18 protein-coding genes are annotated in these 20970 nt (G+C 57.3%); 15 read left to right on the top strand and 3 right to left on the bottom strand.

Annotated elements, in window-relative coordinates; all coding sequences use genetic code 11:
* Nucleotides 1–25: 25 nt before the first annotated feature.
* The 7 genes from HJB83_RS31185 to HJB83_RS31155 all read left to right on the top strand — a co-directional run bounded on the left by HJB83_RS31185 (nucleotide 26) and on the right by HJB83_RS31155 (nucleotide 6806).
* Nucleotides 26–382 (top strand): Rieske (2Fe-2S) protein, encoded by a 357-nt coding sequence (locus HJB83_RS31185; protein ID WP_221159744.1) that lies wholly within the window; start codon nucleotides 26–28, stop codon nucleotides 380–382.
* Between the two features lie 27 nt (nucleotides 383–409).
* A complete protein-coding gene (locus HJB83_RS31180; RefSeq protein ID WP_221159743.1) occupies nucleotides 410–1591 on the top strand; it encodes an amidohydrolase family protein in 1182 nt (393 codons plus the stop codon).
* A gap of 23 nt (nucleotides 1592–1614) precedes the next feature.
* Nucleotides 1615–2562, top strand: coding sequence for a PDR/VanB family oxidoreductase (locus HJB83_RS31175; RefSeq protein WP_221159742.1), 948 nt, complete (start codon nucleotides 1615–1617; stop codon nucleotides 2560–2562).
* Nucleotides 2563–2581: 19 nt separating this feature from the next.
* The gene (locus HJB83_RS31170) at nucleotides 2582–3421 is read left to right on the top strand and encodes a polysaccharide deacetylase (protein ID WP_221159741.1); all 840 of its coding nucleotides are present in this window, start codon (nucleotides 2582–2584) and stop codon (nucleotides 3419–3421) included.
* Nucleotides 3422–3445: 24 nt separating this feature from the next.
* Nucleotides 3446–4255 carry an enoyl-CoA hydratase/isomerase family protein gene (locus HJB83_RS31165; RefSeq protein ID WP_259671453.1) on the top strand — a complete coding sequence of 270 codons (810 nt, stop codon included), beginning with the start codon at nucleotides 3446–3448 and terminating at the stop codon, nucleotides 4253–4255.
* A gap of 77 nt (nucleotides 4256–4332) precedes the next feature.
* Nucleotides 4333–5931, top strand: a complete 1599-nt coding sequence (locus tag HJB83_RS31160) for a class I adenylate-forming enzyme family protein (protein WP_221159740.1) — start codon at nucleotides 4333–4335, stop codon at nucleotides 5929–5931.
* A 134-nt stretch (nucleotides 5932–6065) separates the two neighbouring features.
* The gene (locus HJB83_RS31155) at nucleotides 6066–6806 is read left to right on the top strand and encodes a GntR family transcriptional regulator (RefSeq protein ID WP_221159739.1); all 741 of its coding nucleotides are present in this window, start codon (nucleotides 6066–6068) and stop codon (nucleotides 6804–6806) included.
* 71 nt (nucleotides 6807–6877) lie between these two features.
* On the opposite strand, the gene HJB83_RS31150 is transcribed toward HJB83_RS31155, so the two are convergent.
* A complete protein-coding gene (locus HJB83_RS31150; RefSeq protein WP_221159738.1) occupies nucleotides 6878–7306 on the bottom strand; it encodes a DUF4440 domain-containing protein in 429 nt (142 codons plus the stop codon).
* Between the two features lie 414 nt (nucleotides 7307–7720).
* A complete protein-coding gene (locus HJB83_RS31145) occupies nucleotides 7721–9076 on the bottom strand; it encodes an ABC transporter substrate-binding protein (protein WP_259671452.1) in 1356 nt (451 codons plus the stop codon).
* Nucleotides 9077–9421: 345 nt separating this feature from the next.
* On the opposite strand from HJB83_RS31145, the gene HJB83_RS31140 reads away from it, so the two are divergent.
* The 6 genes from HJB83_RS31140 to HJB83_RS31115 all read left to right on the top strand — a co-directional run bounded on the left by HJB83_RS31140 (nucleotide 9422) and on the right by HJB83_RS31115 (nucleotide 17583).
* Complete coding sequence (locus HJB83_RS31140) at nucleotides 9422–10552, top strand: ABC transporter permease (RefSeq protein ID WP_259671459.1); 1131 nt, start codon at nucleotides 9422–9424, stop codon at nucleotides 10550–10552.
* On the top strand, nucleotides 10549–11442 hold the full coding sequence (locus HJB83_RS31135) for an ABC transporter permease (protein WP_221159736.1): 894 nt from the start codon (nucleotides 10549–10551) through the stop codon (nucleotides 11440–11442). The genes HJB83_RS31140 and HJB83_RS31135 overlap by 4 nt, the downstream gene beginning before the upstream one ends.
* The gene (locus HJB83_RS31130) at nucleotides 11432–13096 is read left to right on the top strand and encodes an ABC transporter ATP-binding protein (RefSeq protein WP_221159735.1); all 1665 of its coding nucleotides are present in this window, start codon (nucleotides 11432–11434) and stop codon (nucleotides 13094–13096) included. The genes HJB83_RS31135 and HJB83_RS31130 overlap by 11 nt, the downstream gene beginning before the upstream one ends.
* Before the next feature lie 169 nt (nucleotides 13097–13265).
* Nucleotides 13266–14930, top strand: coding sequence for a choline dehydrogenase (locus HJB83_RS31125; RefSeq protein WP_221159734.1), 1665 nt, complete (start codon nucleotides 13266–13268; stop codon nucleotides 14928–14930).
* A 61-nt stretch (nucleotides 14931–14991) separates the two neighbouring features.
* Nucleotides 14992–16122, top strand: coding sequence for an alcohol dehydrogenase family protein (locus HJB83_RS31120; RefSeq protein WP_221159733.1), 1131 nt, complete (start codon nucleotides 14992–14994; stop codon nucleotides 16120–16122).
* 51 nt (nucleotides 16123–16173) lie between these two features.
* Nucleotides 16174–17583: an FAD-binding oxidoreductase gene (locus HJB83_RS31115; protein ID WP_221159732.1), complete on the top strand. Its 1410-nt coding sequence runs from the start codon at nucleotides 16174–16176 to the stop codon at nucleotides 17581–17583.
* Between the two features lie 53 nt (nucleotides 17584–17636).
* Here HJB83_RS31115 and HJB83_RS31110 read toward each other — a convergent pair whose 3' ends face one another.
* A complete protein-coding gene (locus tag HJB83_RS31110) occupies nucleotides 17637–18422 on the bottom strand; it encodes an enoyl-CoA hydratase/isomerase family protein (RefSeq protein ID WP_221159731.1) in 786 nt (261 codons plus the stop codon).
* A gap of 158 nt (nucleotides 18423–18580) precedes the next feature.
* Here HJB83_RS31110 and HJB83_RS31105 point away from each other — a divergent pair, with 158 nt between their 5' ends.
* Nucleotides 18581–19747 carry an ABC transporter ATP-binding protein gene (locus HJB83_RS31105; protein WP_221159730.1) on the top strand — a complete coding sequence of 389 codons (1167 nt, stop codon included), beginning with the start codon at nucleotides 18581–18583 and terminating at the stop codon, nucleotides 19745–19747.
* Between the two features lie 96 nt (nucleotides 19748–19843).
* Entirely contained in the window at nucleotides 19844–20914 is a 1071-nt protein-coding gene (locus tag HJB83_RS31100) for an ABC transporter substrate-binding protein (RefSeq protein WP_221159729.1), read from the top strand.
* The last annotated feature ends 56 nt before the right edge of the window (nucleotides 20915–20970 follow it).

Here is a 20970-nt window from a genome sequence, read left to right as displayed (position 1 = left end):
TCTTCTAAAACAAGGGTACGGGGTTATGGCCTTGCAGCAGATTTGTTCGTCCGAGGAACTGAGGGAGGGCCAGCATAGGCTGGTCAGTCATCACAAAGGGGATATCGGCGTGGTCCGCTACAACGGTCGCCTGGTGGCCATCCGCAACCGGTGCCCGCATGCGGGTGCTCAACTGCTTCTTCAGCCAGTTAAGCCGACGACGGTTGCCTCACGTCCCCACCAGATCGAGCTCGGCTATCAGGACGGGGTATTTACATGCCCCTGGCATCACTGGGAATTCGATCTGCGGGATGGCTCCTGCCTGGCTGATCCCCGCCTCAAGCTCGAGAAATTTCCAGTTCAGGAAACCGACGGGAAAATCCTGGTTGAGATTCCGGACTGAGACGCCTGTTAGTTATGGGAGAACGAAATGAACGTGCTGAATAATGCTCAGGTCGAAAGCGGGACCCTGATGACCAGTTGGGCCATCGACTCTGATGTTCACCCCAACGTGGCGGATGGACTTCGCAGCCTCAAACCCTACCTTTCAAGTGCCTGGATCCGCCGTCTCGGGTTGGACACGATGTCGGACTGGGGCTCCCGGGTAAACGGAAACCAAGTTACCATACCGACGCAGCCATACATCAATCCGCACGGCACTATGCGGCCCGAAACTATGCCCCCCGGCGGTGGAGTTCCAGGTTCGGCCCCGGAAATGATGAACCGCGACTTCCTCGATGTGAACGATCTTGCAGGTGCCGTCATCACACCGGGGCCCGCTCTTCAGCTTGGCGGCTTCCCTGACGCGGACATGGCGACCGCTATTGCAGGGGCCATCAACGAGTGGCAGGCACAAGAATGGTTCGCAAGCGATCCGCGTTGGATCGGTTCGATCGTCGTTAGTCCGAGAGACCCGCTCGGCGCTGCGAAAGAGATCCACAAGTGGGGCAAGGATCCCCGCATGGTACAGGTCTTCATTCCGTCGATCTCCGGTATTTCGATGGGCAAGCGCCACTTCTACCCTATTTATGAAGCTGCGAACGAGTATGGGCTTGTCGTCGCCAATCATCCAGGCAGCGAGGGGGCAGGCGCCAACGACAACATGTTCGCGGTGGGGGCTCCCTCCTACTATTTCGAGTATCACGCTCTTTTCGGCCAGTCCGCACAGACAAATCTCGTCAGTCTCGTCGCTGAAGGTGTCTTCGATCGTTTCCCGAACATCAACGTTCTGTTCCAGGAGCAGGGTTATGCCTGGCTGGTCGAGATCCTCTGGCGGATGGATCAGAAGTGGAAGGGGGTTCGGGCCGAGATCCCATGGGTTACCAAACTTCCAAGTGAATACGTGATGGAGCGTGTCCGACTGGCGAGCCAGCCGATGTATGAACCTCGTCGCGGATCGCATCTTGAGAAGCTGTTCGAAATCATCAACGCCGAGCAGCTGCTGGTGTTCAGCAGCGACTATCCGCACTGGGACACCGATGATCCGCTGACCGCATACTCAAAACTGCCGGAACGTCTGCGTACGAAAATGTTCGTCGACAATCCGTACGCGTTTTTCAAGCTGAAGCGCAACGGAAGCACCCCGCGCGAAGGCGTCTCACGCATCGTCTAGCATTGACGGAAAGGAAGCCGCTGATGAGCGAAGCCGTTTCGTTCGATCTACGCGTCGTCGCGACCCGGGTGATGGCGGATGACGTGGTCGAAATTATCCTCGCCAGATCGGACGGAGCGCCACTGCCGAAATGGTTTCCGGGCTCCCACATCTCGCTGGAGCTGCAAAAGGGGCTTGAACGGCAGTATTCGCTTTGCGGTCGCGTGGATGACGACGCGACCTGGCGAATCGCCGTCCTCAAGGCGCGGCAAAGCCGGGGAGGATCCAGGCACATCCATGACGACGTAAAGCCCGGGTCGGTCCTGCGCTCGACAGGTTTACGCAATCACTTTCCCCTCGAGAACGCCAATGGCTACATCTTCATAGCGGGAGGCATTGGCATCACACCGATGCTGCCGATGATCACCGAGGCAGAAGCCCAAGGAAAGCCGTGGACCCTTTACTACGGAGGCCGTAGCCGCACCTCGATGGCATACCTGGTCGACCTGGCGGCCTACGGTGATCGAATCACTGTCGTACCCGAAGACGAGGCGGGAATGCTCGATCTGCGGGCAATCACCGGCGAGATAAAACCGGGCTATCATGTTTACGCGTGCGGCCCGGAGGGACTGCTCAACGCGCTTATTGGCCTGTCGGACGGTTGGCAGGCCGGCACCCTCCATCTGGAACGTTTCAGTCCTGTCGAAATAGACGCCAGCGCGAACAAACCGTTTACGGTCCACCTGCGCGATAGCGGCAAGTCAATTCTTGTCGCTGCAAACGAGACAATCCTCGACGCAATGGCGCGTGAAGGGATGCAGCCGCCGTCATCCTGTCGTGAAGGCACCTGCGGGACATGTGAGACACGCGTGCTCCGCGGCAGGGTCGATCACCGTGATGCGGTCCTGAGCGCCTCCGAGCGGGAAGCGGGCGATTACATGATGATCTGTGTCTCCCGGGCAGCCGACGACGAAATCGAAATCGACGCATGAACGTCGGGTAGGTAAAAAAATGCCAATCGTTCATCAGCCAGGCACGCGTATCGCCGTCAGTCTCGGCGTTGACTTCGACGCCCACACGGTGTGGGAGGGATCCTTTGGGTTTTCCTCTCCGTCCTACCTTTCCCGAGGCGAGTTCTGCGCAGACGTCGCAACGCCACGCTTGCTGAACCTGTTCCGCAGGAACGATATCCAGACCACGTGGTGCACGCCGACCCACACTATGGAAACCTTTCCGGGCAGCATTGAGCAGATACTTTCCGACGGCCACGAGATCGCGGCCCACGGCTGCCGGCATGAACGCATCGGTGCGCTTGAGGTGGCGGAAGAACGACGCCTCTTGGATCAGCAGATGAAGCTCCACAAACAGTTCATAGGGCGCGAACCGCGGGGATATCGATCCCCCTCCTGGGATTTCAGTCCGAATACACTGGCTTTGCTGGAAGAGTACGGGTTCGACTGGGACTCCTCACTGATGGGGCGGGATTTTGAGGCTTACCGGCCGCGGCCGCTGAACAGGAGCGAAGACGGGCCTCATGTGTTTGGCGAGCCCAGTCCGATCATCGAGATCCCCGTGTCCTGGTATTTGGATGACTTCCCGGCTCTTGAATACGTGTCCCGGATCAACCCCGGTCTCGCGAGCACCGAGGTCACATATCAGCGCTGGAAGGATCACTTTGATTTCGCCTACGAAGAGGTTCCTAACGCAATCATGGCGTTGACGGTCCACCCCCAGACGATCGGACGCGCCTCGAACTTCCTCATGTTCCGCCGGTTGATCGACTACATGAAATCGAAGGATGGCGTCGCCTTCATGACGCTGAGCGAGATCTGCGACACCTGGCGGGATTGACGCAAAATACGGCAATCGCCTGCAATGAAGTTGGACGGATTCAAGATGCATATTCAGAAACATATCGACGACGGCGCGCTCTGGCTGACCTTGAGCAATCCGGAAAAGATGAACTGCCTTGGACTTGCTGAATACAACGGGCTTGCAGATGCGATTATCGAGGCAAGCGCTGATGACACTCTCGACGTGATTGCGATCACCGGATCAGGACGTGCGTTCTGCACCGGAGGGAATCTCAAGGAAATTCAGACCGAGCAGGCGAAGGGCGCATTGCCGGGCAGGCTCGTCATCCAGAGGTTCGCGGATGCGTCGCTGCGGCTTTTTCAAGCAATGGAGAGCACGCCCAAGACTGTCGTCGCGGTGGTGAACGGATACTGCCATGCGGGTGGCCTCAGTATCGTGCTGAGCGCAGATATTTCGATCGCGAGTGACCGTGCGGACTTCTGTGTTCCGGAGGGGAAGGTGGGTCTTGCCGATCCTTACGCGCCGCTCCGGCTCGCCCGGGCTGTGGGGTTACCGACCGCACGGTGGATGATGTACACGGCCGAGAGGCTGTCTGCGGTAGGCGCGCTCGATATCTCGCTCGTCAACAGGGTCGTCCCCCATGATCTCATCACGCAGGAGGCGCAATCTTTGGTGCGGCAGATTCAAAAAACCGCGCCCACCAGCCGCGCGATCTACAAGAACTGCCTCAACAGCGACCTCCCAGCCTTCAGCCGCGACGCGATGATAAGTGCGAATGCGTCGCCCGACGCGGTGGAGGGATTGAAGGCTTTCGTCGAGCGCCGCAATCCTGTGTGGCCATCACTTCGAGGTCACGCTGAGACCAGCTAGCGACGCCGCATTGCACCGCCCTTCGAGAAAAGTTCAATCGTTGCCGACATTGAGGACTACCGGGAAAGGAAGAGGCCATGTTTACCGATGATACGAAAAAGCTGCTCGCCCAGGGTTCAGCTATCAGCCTTGGGGACGTGCTTGAAACACGGGTTATGGTAACGCCGCAATGGACGGCGCTGGAATATCTCGGGCATGATTTTGCCTACGGGGAACTCAACGCGTTAGCCAACCAGTGCGCATGGTCGCTCCTCGATCTCGGCATCGAATACGGGGAGGCGATCGTCGTCCTGTCGGAAAACACACTGGATTACCTTTCGTTGATCTACGGTGCGGCAAAGACAGGCGTAGCTGTTGCGGGCTGCAACTATCGCTTGGCCGCGCCAGAGGTAGCGAGGTCGATTTCTGTCATCGCGCCGCGCTTTGTCTTTGTTTCTGCATCGCTCGAACCGCTGCTGCGCGAAGCCATGCCGCATTATCCGGCCGAGATGAGGAAGCCCGAAATCATCGTATGGGAGCGTAATGATTTCGGCGGAGCGAAGCCACAGCTTAGCGGCTCGCTCCGGAACGTCAAAAAACACGATCCCCGTATCGATGTCGATCCCGAGCAAGTCCTGGTGATCGTGTATACGAGTGGCACGACGGGTGCGCCGAAGGGCGCTGCGCTTTCTCATCGTGCCATCATGGCCCGTGCGGGAATTATGTGTGCCGAACTCCACCTGACGGAACACGATCACTACGTGGCGTGGCATCCGCTCTTCCACATGTCGTGCTCTGACTACGTGTTGATCACGCATGTCCGTGGCGGCAAGGTCTTCATGACCCCGCGCTTCGACGCCGGCGCCATTGCGGACTTCTGCGTACGCGAGAAGATTGGCTGGCTCTTTCTGGTCCCCGGGGTCCTCGACGACGTCGCCGAAGCGATCAAAGCCACAGGCAAACCTGTCGCGGGCGTCAAATACGTCGGCTGCATGGCTGACCTGTCTCCTGTCCACTCCTTGCAGAACATTACCGAGGTGACCGGCGCTGGCTACTTCAATACGTTCGGGACGACGGAAGTCGGAACCGTTCCGAGCGCATTCGGGACGCTCGACCTCTCCAAGACGCGGGTGTCCTTCCGCAAAGTGCAGTCCACGTTTTCCCGCATGCGGATTGTCGACGCCGAAGGCAAGGATTGCCCGTGCGGCACTCCCGGCGAAATCCTTTACCGAACACCGACGTTGTTCAGCGGCTACTGGAACAACGATAAGGCGACAAATGAAACAATGCGCGACGGCTGGTATCATTCCGGCGACGTCTGCGTGCTTTATGAAGACGGCACATACGACTTCCTCGGCCGCAGCAAGTACATGATCAAATCCGGCGGAGAAAGCATCTACCCGGCAGAAGTTGAGCATGTGCTGCTCAGGCATCCGAACATCTCGGAGGTTCAGGTGATCCGTGTACCCGACGAAAAGTGGTCGGAGGTTCCAGCGGCATACATCGCGACGCATGACGGGGAGGCGATCTCAGTGCAGGAACTCAATGAGTTCTGCACCCGGCAGATTACGAAATGGAAGGTTCCAAAGTACTACAGGTTCATCTCGACCGATGAATTTCCGAGGAACGTGACGGGGAAGATAGAACGCCCCCTCCTGGAGAAAATGTTTGCCGCGGGGCAACTCGACCTGGCTTGAACCCCGTTCCGGCAGGTGTTGGGAGGCACCCGCCACTTGCTGTCGCACTTGTGGTGGTTTACAGCTGGATGCTCTATTGTAATACAGTCGGTCGGGTCGCGACCGGTGCGAGCACAGCTCGCGAGGAAAGCTTCATGAACGGCCCCACTCAGGCGGGCGACCTTAGTGTCGCGGACATTGTTATCCGGAAGACGACCGCTGCGCAGCAGGTTGCCGATGGCCTGTCGGACCTCATCCTTTCGGGAAAGGTCATGCCGGGTCAACGCCTAAGGGAGGCGGCGATTGCTTCTGAACTGGGCGTGGCACGGAATACCATCCGAGAAGCGATACGTTTGCTGGAATTTGCCGGCCTCGTGAAGCTCGAGATAAATCGAGGTGTCGTGGCGATCTCTCCGACCCGCGAGAGTCTCTCCAGTCTGTACAGCGCGCGGCTCGTCCTCGAAAGTAGTGCTGTTGAGCACCTTGCCGATAAGGCGAGTATCGCGAAGGTCCGCCAAGCATATGACACCTTCATCGATTCCGTCGCGACACAGGATGTCGGCACGATCGTGCGCAATGATCTTGAGTTCCACTCGTCTATCGTTTCGCTGCTTAACAGCCCGCGCATTGGCCAGTTTTATGCGCAGCTGTGCCGGGAGTTGCGCTTCTACCTTGTCTTTTTGTCACTCAAGGACAGCCAGTTCGTTCGCATTTCGGGTGTTCGTGACGAACACAAACCGATCATGGAGGCTATAGAGGCGGGAGATGTCGCGCGTGCCAAACAGGCCGTGATCGACCACGTCCGCAAGAATGAAGAGCGTGTTGCGTCGCTAATTTTCAGACACCTTCCGCGCGACATGGCTGACACGGGAGCCAAGTCAGGCCATTTGAGCTGAAACGGTTGAAAGCAAACGGCCGCCGCTTGACTTGCGATGGGCTGTCGTAAGGAGTCCTCCGTGTCGACCGGCTAGGAGGCGGACGCGGAGTTCAACGAATGGGTCAACGCCCAGTTCGAATGTACGATGCGCCACCGAGCATCGATGAAGCGGTACACTTCCGTCGAATTCCACGCACGAAGTAGCTTTTCGCCACCGTTTCCGTCCGCAACAAAAGTCCTGAGATTGTAGGCAAGTACGGCAAGATCGTCGTTGTCGCTAACCGTGACGTGCTCGTTGAGATATTCGCTGCGAACGATATTCGGGTTCTTGTAGAGACCCGTAATGTGAGCGACCACCGCGTCCCGACCGACGATCAGGTTTTCTACGATTGGATCAAAGTAAGTGATGCTCTGATGGTAGTTATCGAGATACCCCCTTGCATCTCCTGTGCTCCAGCGTTCATTCAATGAGCGTTCCAGCTCAACAATTGCTTTGCTGACTTCGTCCGAGTCCGACATCGACTTTTCACCTTCAGAAAGATTGGTGGTGATTATTGCCCTGCTTCACGTCAGGGCCTTACCCACATGACCTCGAAATTATCCGTTGCTGATTTGAGGCAAAATGCAGATGAGCGGACGTCCCTTTGGACCTACAGCTACGGCTTTCTACATCCGATGGCCTTCTCGTCATCAGATCCAGCTCTTGAGGCGCGCGGCGTGCGGACACGCGGCGACCGTAGCGTCCAGAAGTACCGCTCGATGGTGAAGACATTCTCTTATTCATCGCCTTCGCCTATATCCTTTCCGACCATCGCGGTGTAAGCCCTTCTGGATTGAAGCCCTTTTATCTGCAATCGCCATCGAGACGTTTTGACGTGCACCCGAAAAGGTTGCTGAAAAAAGCGGGCAACCGGTTCTCATTTCCGTTTCAGATCACACAAACCACCAGCGTTCAATGCAACGGAAGCCGTCCAGGTCGCCCTTCGTAGAAAGCGTTTCCTGGTGCGCGACATTTGCCCTGGTAGCCCAAACATAGTTCGCGAACATGGGGATCACGGCCCCGCTCTCCTCGTGGATCAGCTGTTGCATCTCGCTGTACACCTCCGAGCGCTTTCCTTCGTCCAAGGTCGCGCGCGCTTCTACCAGCAAGTCGTTGAAGCGCTTATTGTTGAAATGCGTCTCGTTGAACGGGGAGTCTGGGAAATAGCCTTGCGTGAACTGCGCATCCGCCGAAGCCTGTTTCGTCCAATAGTCGGCCGTGAACGGTTTTTTCATCCAGACGTTCTCGAAATATCCGTCGTCGGGTTCTCTGGTGACGTCCATTGTGATGCCCGCGCCCGCAGCCGATGCCGCGTAGAGTGAGCCGGCAGCGACAGCTCCCGGAAACGCAGCCTCCGCGACGCTGAGCGATACTTTTAGCTCGCTCAATCCCGCCTGCTTGAGCAAAAATCGCGCCTTGTCGGGGTCGTATTCACGCTGAACGAGGCTCTTGTCGAAATACTTGTGTGTGGTGTCGATCGGCTGGTCGTTACCGAGCGTGCCGTGACCAAGAAGAATTTTGTCGACCATCTCCTTGCGGTTGATCGCAAATTTGAGGGCCTGCCTGACATTCTTGTCCTTGTACGGGTCGGCGTCCGACATCATGCCGAAGATGTAAAAGCGCCCGCTGGGCACGTCCTCGATTTTAATTCCCGGTACACGCTTGAGCATGTTCAGAGTTGTCAGGTCTGCCAGATTGATCACATCGACTTGACCGGACCTCAGAGCGTTCATACGCGCCGCCGCGTCGGTGATCACGATAACTTCAGCGGTATCGAAGAAACCCGAATTCTCTGAATTCCAATAACTGGGATTTCTCTTGAATCGGATCTTTTGACCTGGCTCGAAACTCTCGATGACATACGCTCCCGTGCCGTCCATTGTCTGTCTGTCGGCTTTCCCGTCTTTCGCGGGAACGATCACCAGCCGGAGGTCAGTGAGAACCGCGGGGAAATCAACGTTCGGTCCGTCGAGAGTTATGACAATCTTATTGGGACCGTCGCTGGAGATATCCTTGACCGGTTCAAGGAGTGACTTTGCCGGAGAAGTTGTATCTTTGCCACGATGCAAGTTGAGGGAGGCAATGATGTCGTCTGCCTCCAGCTTCTTGCCGCTGTGGAAGGTAACACCCTCCCGGATCTCGAATGTCCACTGCTTGATATCCGCAGATGGCTCCCACTTTACCGCGAGTGCGGGAGTGAGATCGCCGTTCGGTTCAACGTTTACAAGCGTGTTCCGGGCTGTAGCCATCGTAAGATAGGCTGTATCGTAAACGACACTAGCGGGGTCCAGGTTGTCCTGGGAGGACCCACCCGCGAGCCCTATACGGAGATGCCCCCCGCGTTTCGGTGCGGCCTTCGCCGTCCTATAGGTCGAGGAGGCTAGCGCGGCAGCCGCCACGCCTTGCATGAATGTTCTACGAGTTAGGTCTAGCATTCAAAAATCCCCTTGTACGGATGAGTTAATTTTTATACTGTGGAGTACATCATAGATCCTGAGTGTGTTGAGTCAAGCGGTCTGTGGGGATGACAACACTGTCTCAGCAGCGTCTTTCGGGTCCTCATATGGCTGTGAAATATGGAAAGGTGGATGACAATGGACCAGCATAGGGCAGGGGCGTTCGAGGACGCCTATCCTCCCCCGCCGGCCGCCTCACGAGCTGAGCGGGCGAACGGCGTATACCGCCGCCTGGTAGAGATCGTAGCTCGCCGTCTTGTTTTGGCGGTGGCGTCGCTTTTCGTTGTCTCTGTGATCATTTTCGGCTCGGTGGCACTATTGCCCGGCAATTACGCGACGGCTGTGCTCGGCCAGTCTGCCACGCCTGAAACTGTCGCAGCTTTTGAACGGGACCTTGGCCTCGACCGTCCGGCCGTCGAACGCTACACGACCTGGATCAGCGGGGCGGTCCGCGGCAATTTTGGCGCTTCGTTCACAAGTAGGGGCGACAATAAGCGGTACGTATCAGCAATGATCGCACCGCGTTTATTCAACACGATGTTCCTTGCCAGCTTCGTCGCCATCGTGGCGGTGCCCCTGGCCATCTTCCTCGGTGTGCTATGCGCCTACTATCGGAATGGCTGGGTTGACCGGGTTTTAAATAGTACGACCCTTACAGCGATCTCCGTGCCGGAGTTCTTCGTGGCCTATATTCTCACCTATTTAGTGATAATGCGTGACAGTTTCGCGATGACCGGCTGGGCTCAGGCTCTTCCAGCTTGGCTGTCGGAATGGTTCGGACGGGCTTTTGCCATCGTTCCTGCTTTTCCCATACTCGCCGACGTATCTCCCAGCATGGCCTTGAGCGATCGCCTTTGGATGTGTGCGCTTCCGGCGTTGACGCTCGGACTGGTGACTGTCGCCTACATGATGCGTATGACCCGCGCCGCGATCATAAACCTTTTGGCTACCCCCTACATTGAGATGGCTCATCTCAAAGGGATCAGTCCTTTTTCGATTATCGTTAGACACGCACTGCCAAACGCTTGGGGGCCGATCGCCTACGTCGTAACGGTGAATTTGGCATACCTCATCACAGGCGTCGTTGTCGTGGAGGTGGTATTTGTCTATCCCGGGGCCGGACAGCTCCTAGTTGATGCCGTGCGCTCCCGCGACATCCCGGTGGTTCAGGCATGTACGCTCATTTTCGCGAGCGCCTACATTCTTCTCAATCTCGTCACAGATCTCATCACGATCTTGACCAATCCCAGGCTGCTGCACCCAAGATGAGCACTATTCAGAACACAACTTCGCAAGGGAAGCGCTTCAAACCGGGCCGCAGCCGTCGAGGCCGTGCCTGGAAAGCGCTCAGCCGCGCGCCACTGAGTGCCTGGTTTGGCATTGTCGTAGTCCTGGCATACGCTGGAACCGCGCTCTTCGCTCCCCAGCTCGCGCCCTACGGCGAAGCGCAGGTATTTCCGGAACCCTTCGCACCTTGGAGCTCCGATTTCGTTCTTGGCACTGACCAACTGGGCAGGGACGTCCTCACGCGCCTCATTTACGGTGCGCGGAACACACTCGGGATCGCGGTAATAACCACGGCATTGTCGTTCTTTTTCGGCGTCTCGCTCGGCGTAACAGCTGCGCTGCTCAAGGGATGGGTCGATCAGGCTCTTTCCCGATCTGTAGACATTGTCTTGTCCATTCCAGGGCTGATCTTCTCGCTCATGCTCCTTGCGATTTTCGGCTCGAACGTGTGGAGCCTCATTCTTATCATCGCGGTTCTCGATTCGACGAACTTCTACCGCCTGGCACGCACGAGCGGCCTGTCAATTGCCTCCTTGGAATTTATCGAAGCCGCACGCCTGCGCGGCGAACGGTCTACATGGATTGTCTTCCGCGAAATCCTACCCAACATCCTTCCTCCCTTGATCGCGGAAGCAGGCCTTCGCTTCTGTTTCGTTTTCCTGACCATTTCCGCTCTCTCTTTCCTGGGGGTAGGAATACAGCCGCCTACCGCCGACTGGGGCTCGATGGTCCGGGAGAACGCAACGCTGATCACTTACGGCGATATCACACCGCTTCTACCGGCAGCAGCGATCGGTCTCCTAACGGTTGCCGTGAACTTCGTTGTCGACTGGTTTCTAACTAATCTGAGCGGAATTAAAGATGGGCACTGAAACACGCGGCATCGACGCCCGCCGCAAGGGCGGCAATCTTCTCGAGATGAGAGATCTGAAAATCAATGGTTTCAGCAACGACGTCTGGCATGAGATCGTCAAAGGCGTCGATCTTGTCGTCAAGCGCGGTGAGATCGTTGGCCTGATCGGGGAGTCCGGCGCGGGAAAGTCCTCGCTAGGTCTGGCCGCTATGGGCTACGCAAAGCCCGGCTGTAAAATCGTCGGCGGCGAGGTCCTATTCGATGGTGAAGATCTGGCTAGCTGTTCCGATAGACGTCTTCGAGAACTGCGGGGCAATCGTATTGCCTACGTCGCTCAAAGCGCCGCGGCTGCCTTCAACCCCGCCAAGCGGCTCATCGATCAAACGGTCGAAGCTGCGGTCCGAAAAGGTATAAAATCGCGACGCGAAGCCGAGGCAGATGCCATTGAGCTGTATCGCGAACTTCAGCTCCCGGACCCCGAGCATATAGGCTATCGGTATCCCCATCAGGTCTCCGGTGGCCAGCTGCAGCGGATCATGACCGCTATGTCGATGATCTGCAAACCGGACCTAATAATCTTCGATGAACCGACGACGGCGCTCGACGTAACAACGCAGGTCGAGGTATTGGCTTCAATACGATCGCTGGTTGAGCGGCACCATACGGCGGCACTCTATATCACGCACGATCTTGCCGTGGTCGCGCAAATGGCGGACCGCATCAAGGTACTGCGCTATGGCAAGACCGTCGAGGAAGCGGCGACCGAAAAGATGATCAGCGAGCCTAAAGAAGAATACACCAAGTCCTTGTGGGCCGTCCGAAACCTTTACAAAGAGCCCCAGGGAAGTGACGAGGTTTTGCTGCGGGTGGAAGGCCTCTCCGCCGCTTACGGCACGCACAAAGTGTTAAGCGATATCAACGTCGAACTGCCGCGAGGGCGCACGATATGCGTCGTGGGCGAGTCTGGTTCAGGTAAATCGACTCTCGCTCGTTCTATCGCCGGGTTGCTGCCTCCGACCAGCGGTTCTGTGATTTATAACGGCAAACAACTCCCGGAAAGTCTGCGCAATCGGGACAAGAGCATCCTGAAGAAGATCCAGCTCGTTCATCAGATCCCCGATACGGCGTTGAACCCACGCCACACGGTCGGAGAGATCGTCTCGCGTGCGGTACGCTTGTTCAAGAATCTCAAGGGCGACGCGCTTGTTGCTGAAACAGTCCGCCTCCTCGAGCTGATCGAACTGAACGAGACCTTCTACGATCGACTACCCTCGGAGTTGTCGGGTGGGCAGAAGCAGCGCATCTGCATTGCGCGAGCGCTCGCCGCCGAACCGGAGCTCATTATTTGTGACGAGGTTACGTCAGCACTCGATCAGGTTGTTCAAGAGGGTATTCTGAAGCTTCTAGCCGATCTGCAGGCGCGGCTCGGAGTCACCTACATGTTCATCACGCACGACATCAATACCGTGCGCGCGATTGCCGACGACGTTGTTGTCATGAAGTCGGGCAGGATTGTAGATCAGGGACTGAAGACGAAGGTGCTAGCGCCGCCCTGTCATCCCTATACGGAGCTTCTGCTCTCATCCGTCCCCAAGATGGAGATCGGTTGGCTGTCGGGCATCTTGAAGCAGCGCTCCGCCTCAAAGGCAGTCACACATCAACTGGCACCCTAAAGGGACAAAGGTGCTGCCGCAGGCGAGTTTAGGCGTTGAGCGGACCACAGATCGCTTGACGCGCCCGGCCGGACTATACTAGATGGGCTAATTACATACTCATCGGTTTTTTCTGCGTCTTGACTGCGCTTCTGGTGGGAGGATTTATTTTGTTAGGAGTGGCGGTGCTATGGATCGGGAGTTCGATTTCATCGTAGTTGGGGGTGGATCTGCTGGTTGCGCCCTCGCGGCCAGATTGAGCGAGGATAGAGCCTCAACAGTCCTCCTGATTGAAGCCGGCCCGGACGCGAACCCTTGGCAGGTAAGGATGCCTTTGGCGATTGACGGGCTCTTGACATCGACGAAGTATAACTGGGCATTCGAATCCGCGGCGGAGGCGGGGCTCGGGGGGCGCTCAATCGCCCATCCCCGCGGACGCGTGCTGGGTGGTTCCTCCGCGATCAACGGGATGGTCTATACCCGCGGAAACCCTCAGGATTATGACGAATGGCGCGATGAGCATGGCTGTAGCGGTTGGGGATACGCCGATGTTCTGCCGTACTTCATGCGCATGGAAAAAGCAGAGAGTGGCGACGATCGCTATCGTGGAAGGAAGGGCCCCTTAAAGGTCACGAGGCCGCAATCACGAAACCCGCTGAACCTCGCTTTTCTGGCTGCTGGTAAGGAGATCGGGTATCCTATATCGGACGACTCAAACGGACCGCAGCATGAAGGCTTCGCAATCGCGGAACAAACGATTGTAGACGGGCAGCGCAACTCGGCGGCTGCAGCATTTCTTTCTCCGGCGGTGCGCGAGCGTCCCAACCTTACCATTGCGTCAAAAACACTCGTCGAAAGAATTATACTCGAAGGACGTCGAGCGACGGCGGTCAAATGCCAAACCTCGGACAAGACGATCGTATATCATTCGCGGCGGGAAATCATACTTTCGGCTGGAGGTGTTGGTAGTCCCCACATCCTCAAGCTTTCCGGCGTTGGCCCGGCCGACGAACTACGGAGGCATGGGATTTCTGTCGTCCATGACCTGAAGGGTGTCGGCGCGAATCTCCAGGATCATCTCGATCTGCCGATCCAGTTCTCGTGCAAGAAACCAGTTAGTTTGAAGCGCAGCACCGAGTGGCCGCGAAAGGCTTTTGTCGGCATGAATTGGTTTCTCTTTAAGGGGGGCGTGGCGGCCAGCAACCAATTCGAGGTCACTGCATATCTGCGCAGCCGGAAGGGTATATCAAAGCCGAACCTCAAGTTCGAATTCTTCCCGCTGAGTATCTCGCACGGCAACTTCAAGCCATACCCCGTCGAGGCATTTCAAATCCACTGCACCGCAGAAACCTCATATGCTCGCGGGGATGTCCTTCTCCGTTCTGCGGATCCGGGGGCTGCGCCGTCGTTGCACTTCAACTATCTGACCGACGAACGGGACATGCAGACATTCCGCGAGGGGATCGCGCTGGTCCGCGAACTTGTTGCCTCCCGGGCGTTCGATCCATACCGGGGTGTTGAAATTGATCCAGGCGAGGCTGTAACGAGTAAGGAAGCACTCGACGAGTGGATCCGCCGGAGGGCCACCACCGCCTATCACATTTCGGGGACCTGCAAGATGGGCCGGGTGGACGACCCAAGCGCAGTCATCGGTCCGGACCTTAAAGTGCGTGGGATAGAAGGTCTACGCGTTGCAGATGCGTCGATTATGCCCGTGGTGGTGACCTCAAATCTGAATGCCTCAGCAATCATGATCGGTGATCGCGCTGCCGATTTTTGCCTCGGGCGACCACCGCTTAGCCCGTCAAACGAGCCGTACTGGGTTCATCCCCGCTGGCAGCAAAGCCAGCGATAATACGCCTGCGTTTTAAAATTACATAGCGCCAATGGCGCACTCACGTACCAGGAGATCGACAATGGACACAAAACAGGCTGTTCCGGACAAAATGCGAGCTGTCCTCCTCACCGGCTTCGGCGGGATCGATAAACTTTGTTACCGGGATGACGTTTCGGTGCCTACGCCACGGGATGGCGAAGTGCTCGTTCGGGTCGGCGCTTGCGGGATGAACAACACGGACATCAATCTCAGGACTCGCTGGTACGACCGCGATGTCAACGAAAGCCTTTCTGAGGATGTCGGATTGAAGGGCGCTGGCGACCCTAACAAGAAAGACGCCGAGACGAGCGGGACATGGAAAGAGGAAACCATCGTTTTTCCGCGGATTCAGGGTGCAGCTGTTGTTGGCATGATAGCTGCGGTCGGCGGAGCCGTCGACAGATCGCGCATCGGCCAGAGGGTGATCGTCGATCCCCAAGTCCGGGACCTCTCGCTACCCGAGCGGGCGCAGCTGGTAGCGTATCTCGGCGGCGAGCGCGACGGCGGTTTCGCGGAATACACGGTGGTTCCCGCGGAAAACGCGTATACCATTCAGTCGAGTCTGACCGACGCCGAACTCGCGACATTTCCGACATCCTATGACACCGCCGAGGAAATGCTCGTCCGCGCGCGTCTAGGAGATGGCGAGACCGTGGTTGTCACGGGTGCTGCAGGCGGTGTGGGGACCGCGTTGGTGCAACTATCGCTGATCCGCGGAGCCACCGTGATCGCGATTGCCGGAGCGGCGAAGGAGGAACGCCTGAAGGCTCTTGGCGCACACCACTTCGTTGCACGCGAAAACCCCAACCCGCGAGAAGCGATCGAAAAGCTCGTAGGCGAGAGGGCTGTCCATGTTGTTGCTGACGTCGTGGGCGGCCCGTTCTTCACGGATAGTCTGAAGCTGCTATGCCGAGGCGGTAGATATTCGACCGCGGGCGCTATCGCAGGGCCGATCCAGTCTATCGACCTCCGCGACTTGATATACAAGGATCTGGAGCTGTTCGGGATCACATGCCCGACGCCGGAGACCTTCAAATCAGTGATCGATCATGTGGCCGCCGGTCGACTGAAGCCGCTCATCGAAAGGACTTATCAATTGAAGGATCTGGCACAGGCCCAGACCGAATTGGTCAAGCGTAACCACGTGGGCAAGCTCGTCGTCGTGCCCTGAGTGGTGCGCCGTTAATGTCGAAACCGACGCATAACCTCCGAGTGAGCACCGATGACCTCCGCCGAAAAAGCCCTTTCCAACCTTCCGGCCGACATTGTTGTCTGGGATCAGGACATCGTTTCGAAGTATACGACTGATTTCCGCCACCTATATGTCGGCCGTACGTTGGCTGTGCTGCGTCCGAGGTCAGTGGCGGAGGTGCAGCTTGTCGTTCGAACTCTTGCTGCACACGGTGTTCCTGTCGTACCGCAAGGCGGCAACACCAGCTACTGTACCGCCGCCACGCCGAACCGTGACGGCAGCGAAGTCGTCGTCAGTCTTGAACGCCTCAACAAGATTCGGGAGGTCGATGCCGGGAACCTCTCGATGACCGTCGACGCGGGCTGCATCCTCAGCGACCTACATGATGTCGCCTCGGAAAATGACCTTATGTTGCCGCTCAGTCTCGGGTCACAGCACTCTTGCCAGATTGGAGGCAACCTTTCGACCAATGCGGGCGGGATAGCCGTCGTAAAATACGGCATGGCCCGGGAACTCGTTCTTGGGTTGGAGGCCGTGTTGCCGGACGGCAGCCTTCTGAGTGATCTGAACCCGCTGCGTAAGAACAATGCCGGCTATGACGTGAAGCAATTGTTCATTGGGGGCGAGGGGACGCTCGGGATCATCACAGGAGCTTCACTGAAGCTTGTTCGCAAGCCGAGAGCCGTGGTCACCGCTTTCCTGGCAATTAGCGAAATTTCGGTTCTTTCGACGCTCCTAGATCGCGCGCAGCGCTTTACCGGAGACGCGGTGACATCGTTCGAATACGTTTCGAACAGCTCGCTCGATTTGCTTCTCAGCAAGCGGCCAAGCCTCCGTAGGCCTCTTGAGGAGCCTAGCGATCACTACGTACTGCTCGAAGCTGCCACATCGTCGCATCTGCTCGACCTCCAGGGTGCGGCTGAAGCCTTGCTGGAGGAAGCGATTTCCGATGGACTGGTCATCGACGGCGCGGTTGCGGCAAATGAGGAGCATCGTAGCCATTTTTGGCATCTGAGGGAGAACATACCGGAAGGCGAGGTCCTGAATGGCGGATCGGTGAAGCACGATGTTTCCGTGCGCACCTCGCGGCTGGCTGCTTTCATCACCGAGGCGTCCGACATTGTCAAATCGCGTTGCAGTCAGGCGATCCTGTCCGTGTATGGGCACGTCGGCGACGGCAACGTCCACTTCAATGTGGTCCCGCCTCATAGCGCGCAGCCGGCGGAGTTTAAGGAAAACTTCGAGCAATCGGTCTCGCCGCTGATCTACAGCCTCGCTGCGCGGATGGGCGGCTCTTTTAGCGCTGAATACGGCATCGGACGGTCCAAGCTTGAGCTGCTTGCCGAATTTGGGGACCCGGGCAAGATCGCGTTGATGAGAAAATTGAAGACAGCGCTTGATCCGAAGGGCAGCATGAACCCAGGGAAAGTCATCCCGTAGAGTAGAATTTGGTTTGCAAGGTGCGAGTGCAACCCAGCTTCCACTGCATGGGGCTATTCGAAGTTCGGCTCGCGCTTTTCCATAAACGCCCTAGCACCCTCCACGATGTCAGGACCTCGGAAGAGTTCCGAGTAGGTCGGCCTCAGGTTGTCGCAAACTGCCATGTCAGGCTCGACAAGGGCGTTCACTATCTTCTTTATCGCCCTCAGTGAAGCTCTCGAGCGCGTAGCGAGTGTGCCCGCGTAGTCCCTGACCCCGGCCTCGAGATCATCCTTTGAGAAAACGCGGTCCACGAGATTCCACGTGAGCGCCTCTTCGGCGCCGATGGTCCTCGCGGAGAATAGCATGTCCTTCGCTCGCACAGGGCCGATCTTCTCGATAACACGCGCAGTATCTTCCGCGCTATACGCGATCCCCAGCTTGGAGGCGGTCACCGCAAACATCGCGGAGCGGTCACAGAACCGGAAATCGGCCGAAAGTGCCAGTCCCAGGCCGCCGCCGAAGCAAGCTCCCCGTATTTCCCCGATCACAGGAACCCCGAGATGGCGCAAGGCCGTTTCGACCGCTCTGTAGTCGCGATTATAGCTTTCGGCCGACGCGTCCGTTCCGTACGCATCGGAAAATTCCGAAATGTCTGCACCACTACAGAAATGATGACCGCGTCCTTTGAGGAGAAGAACTTTCATTTCGGGATTTCTGGCGATCCGATCACAGGCCGCCAATAGGGATTTCCACATCGCCGCATTCACGGCGTTTCGCTTCTCCGGCCGATTGATTTCAAGAGTGGTTACCTTGCCCATCGCTAAAGCGATATGCGGGTTTTCAAAACTCTCGCCCATTACATCCTCCATTTTCAATGTTCCCAAGCGCAGGTAAGCGGCTGAAAACTCCGCGGCGCCCTCGCGGAAAAATTCTTATACGAATTAAATTATACTAGAAAGGCCATTGATAAAACCCTCAAGTAATGCAAGCATACTAATGGGTAGGAGAATTTCGAATGGGTGTGCATTCCACGTCATCGGTGTCGGTGGGGATTAAGGGAATTGGTGCGAGCCCACAAATCGGTCGCGAGCCAAACCATGACGGTTATGTCGTCTTCGATCGAGTGCAAAAGAGCTATGATGGTACGTCACTGGTCGTGAAGGACCTGAACCTTTCAATTTCGAAAGGCGAATTCCTCACGATGCTTGGCCCGTCCGGCTCGGGCAAGACAACGTGCCTAATGATGCTGGCTGGGTTCGAGACGGCTACGAGTGGGCAAATCATGCTCTCGGGCCGGGACATCAACGCAGTCGCCCCACACAAGCGCGGAATTGGAATGGTGTTCCAGAGTTATGCGCTCTTTCCGCACATGACAGTCGCAGAGAACCTGTCATTTCCTCTGGAGGTGAGGGGAATGACTAAATCTCTTCGCGAAACGCAAGTCAGGCACGCTCTCGACATGGTCAAGATGGGCGCGTTCGGCGATCGCCGCCCCGCCCAACTCTCCGGCGGGCAGCAACAGCGTATCGCCCTTGCCCGCGCGCTAGTGTTCGATCCGGCCCTTGTCCTCATGGACGAACCGCTTGGCGCGCTCGACAAGCATCTGCGCGAACATATGCAGCTCGAAATCAAGAGCCTCCACGAAAGGATCGGGATCACTGTAGTCTACGTGACCCATGACCAGGTCGAGGCGTTGACGATGTCTGACCGCATCGCGGTCTTCAACGACGGCAAGATCCAACAGCTCGCCAAGCCTTCGGAAATCTACGAGCGACCGTTGAACAGCTTCGTCGCCCAGTTCATCGGCGCGAACAACAGTCTTCCGGGTATCATCGAGGACGTCGAGAACGGTCAGGCGGTCATTCGTCTCGTCAGCGGTGAACGGATCAGCGCGGCTACGGTCGGTGTCAGCAAAAGAGGGGAAGCGACCTCTGTCTCCATCCGTCCCGAGCGGGTCGAATTCAAACCCGAACTCATGCCGCGCGGTGCGCTCGCGCTCGACGCCGAAGTGATAACGACTGTTTACATGGGCGACATTCTACATTGCCGCCTCAGAGCGGCCGGCAGCGACAACTTTATCATGAAGATGCGCAACACGCTTGGGCAGACAAAGCTCTCTCCCGGCGATCGCATCAAGATTGGATGGCATCCGGAGGATGCGCGGGCGCTGGACCCCGTCTAATCGCGCGCGTGCCAGGCTGATGCAGACGACACACAAGGAAGCGCCAAGAAGGCGTCCGCAAACAGGAACCGCGATCTCAAAACTGGAGGACTGAGCATGAAGAAATACCTACTTGCCACCACGATGATCATGTCGATCGCGACCGCGGCGCGAGCCGATGTCGTTGTGATGTCATGGGGCGGCGACTACGGTGCCGGACAGGTCGCTGCGTTCAACAAGCCCTTCACGGAGCAGACCGGGATCAAATCCAGCATGGTCGATTCCGATAACCCGACAGCGCTGATCAAGTCGATGGTCGAAGCCAAAAACGTGACCGTCGACGTCGTCGAAGTCGAGTATCCCGATGCGATCCGCGGATGCGACGAGGGCCTGCTCGAACCCGTCGATCCCGCCATTCTCCCGGCGGGCTCAGACGGAACGGCTGCCAAGGACGACTTCATGAAAGGCGCTGTCACCGAGTGCGGGGTAGCGACAGTCGTCTATTCCTGGGTCTTTGCCTACGACAACAAGAAATTCGCTGACGGTCCGAAGACCGTGGCGGACTTCTTCGACACTAAGAAATTTCCGGGAAAACGCGCTCTTCGGAAACAGCCGAAATTCGCACTCGAAATGGCGCTCATCGCCGACGGAGTTCCCGCGGCGGACGTCTACAAGGTCCTCAATACCAAAGAAGGCGTTGACCGTGCATTCGCAAAGCTCGGCACAGTGAAAGGCGACTTGATCTGGTACCAGGCGAACGCCGAGGCAGCACGCTTGCTGGCAGATGGAGAGGTCGTGATGTCCTCAGGCTCCGCAAATCGCTTCTTCAACGCCGCAGTCTCCGAAGGGAAGCCCTTCACCACGGTGTGGGACGGGCAGATCTACGACTTCGCCATGTTCGTAATTCCCAAAGGAGCTCCGCATCTCGAAGAAGCTAAGAAGTATCTGGCCTTCGCAACTGACACGAAACAGCTTGCCGCGATGGCAACGGAACTTCCATTCGGTCCAGCAAGAATGTCTGCTGTCCCGCTCGTCCATTTCTTCAAAGACGGAAAGACCGACATTCGCCCGCATATGCCGACCAACCCCGACAACCTTAAGAACGGTCTCGCTGTATCTTCGGATTTCTGGGCCGATCACGAAGCCGAGTTGACGGAGCGCTTTAACGCGTGGCTCGCCGCCAATTGACGTAGCGCCCGGCGGACCGCTCGCGCGGTCCGCCGGATCACATTCACGACTGGAAT

Origin of the sequence: Rhizobium sp. NZLR11 (assembly GCF_019685115.1) — a bacterium.
Classification (GTDB): domain Bacteria; phylum Pseudomonadota; class Alphaproteobacteria; order Rhizobiales; family Rhizobiaceae; genus Rhizobium.
Note: the sequence above shows the minus strand (reverse complement) of the source record. Positions and strands in the feature narration are given on the sequence as shown.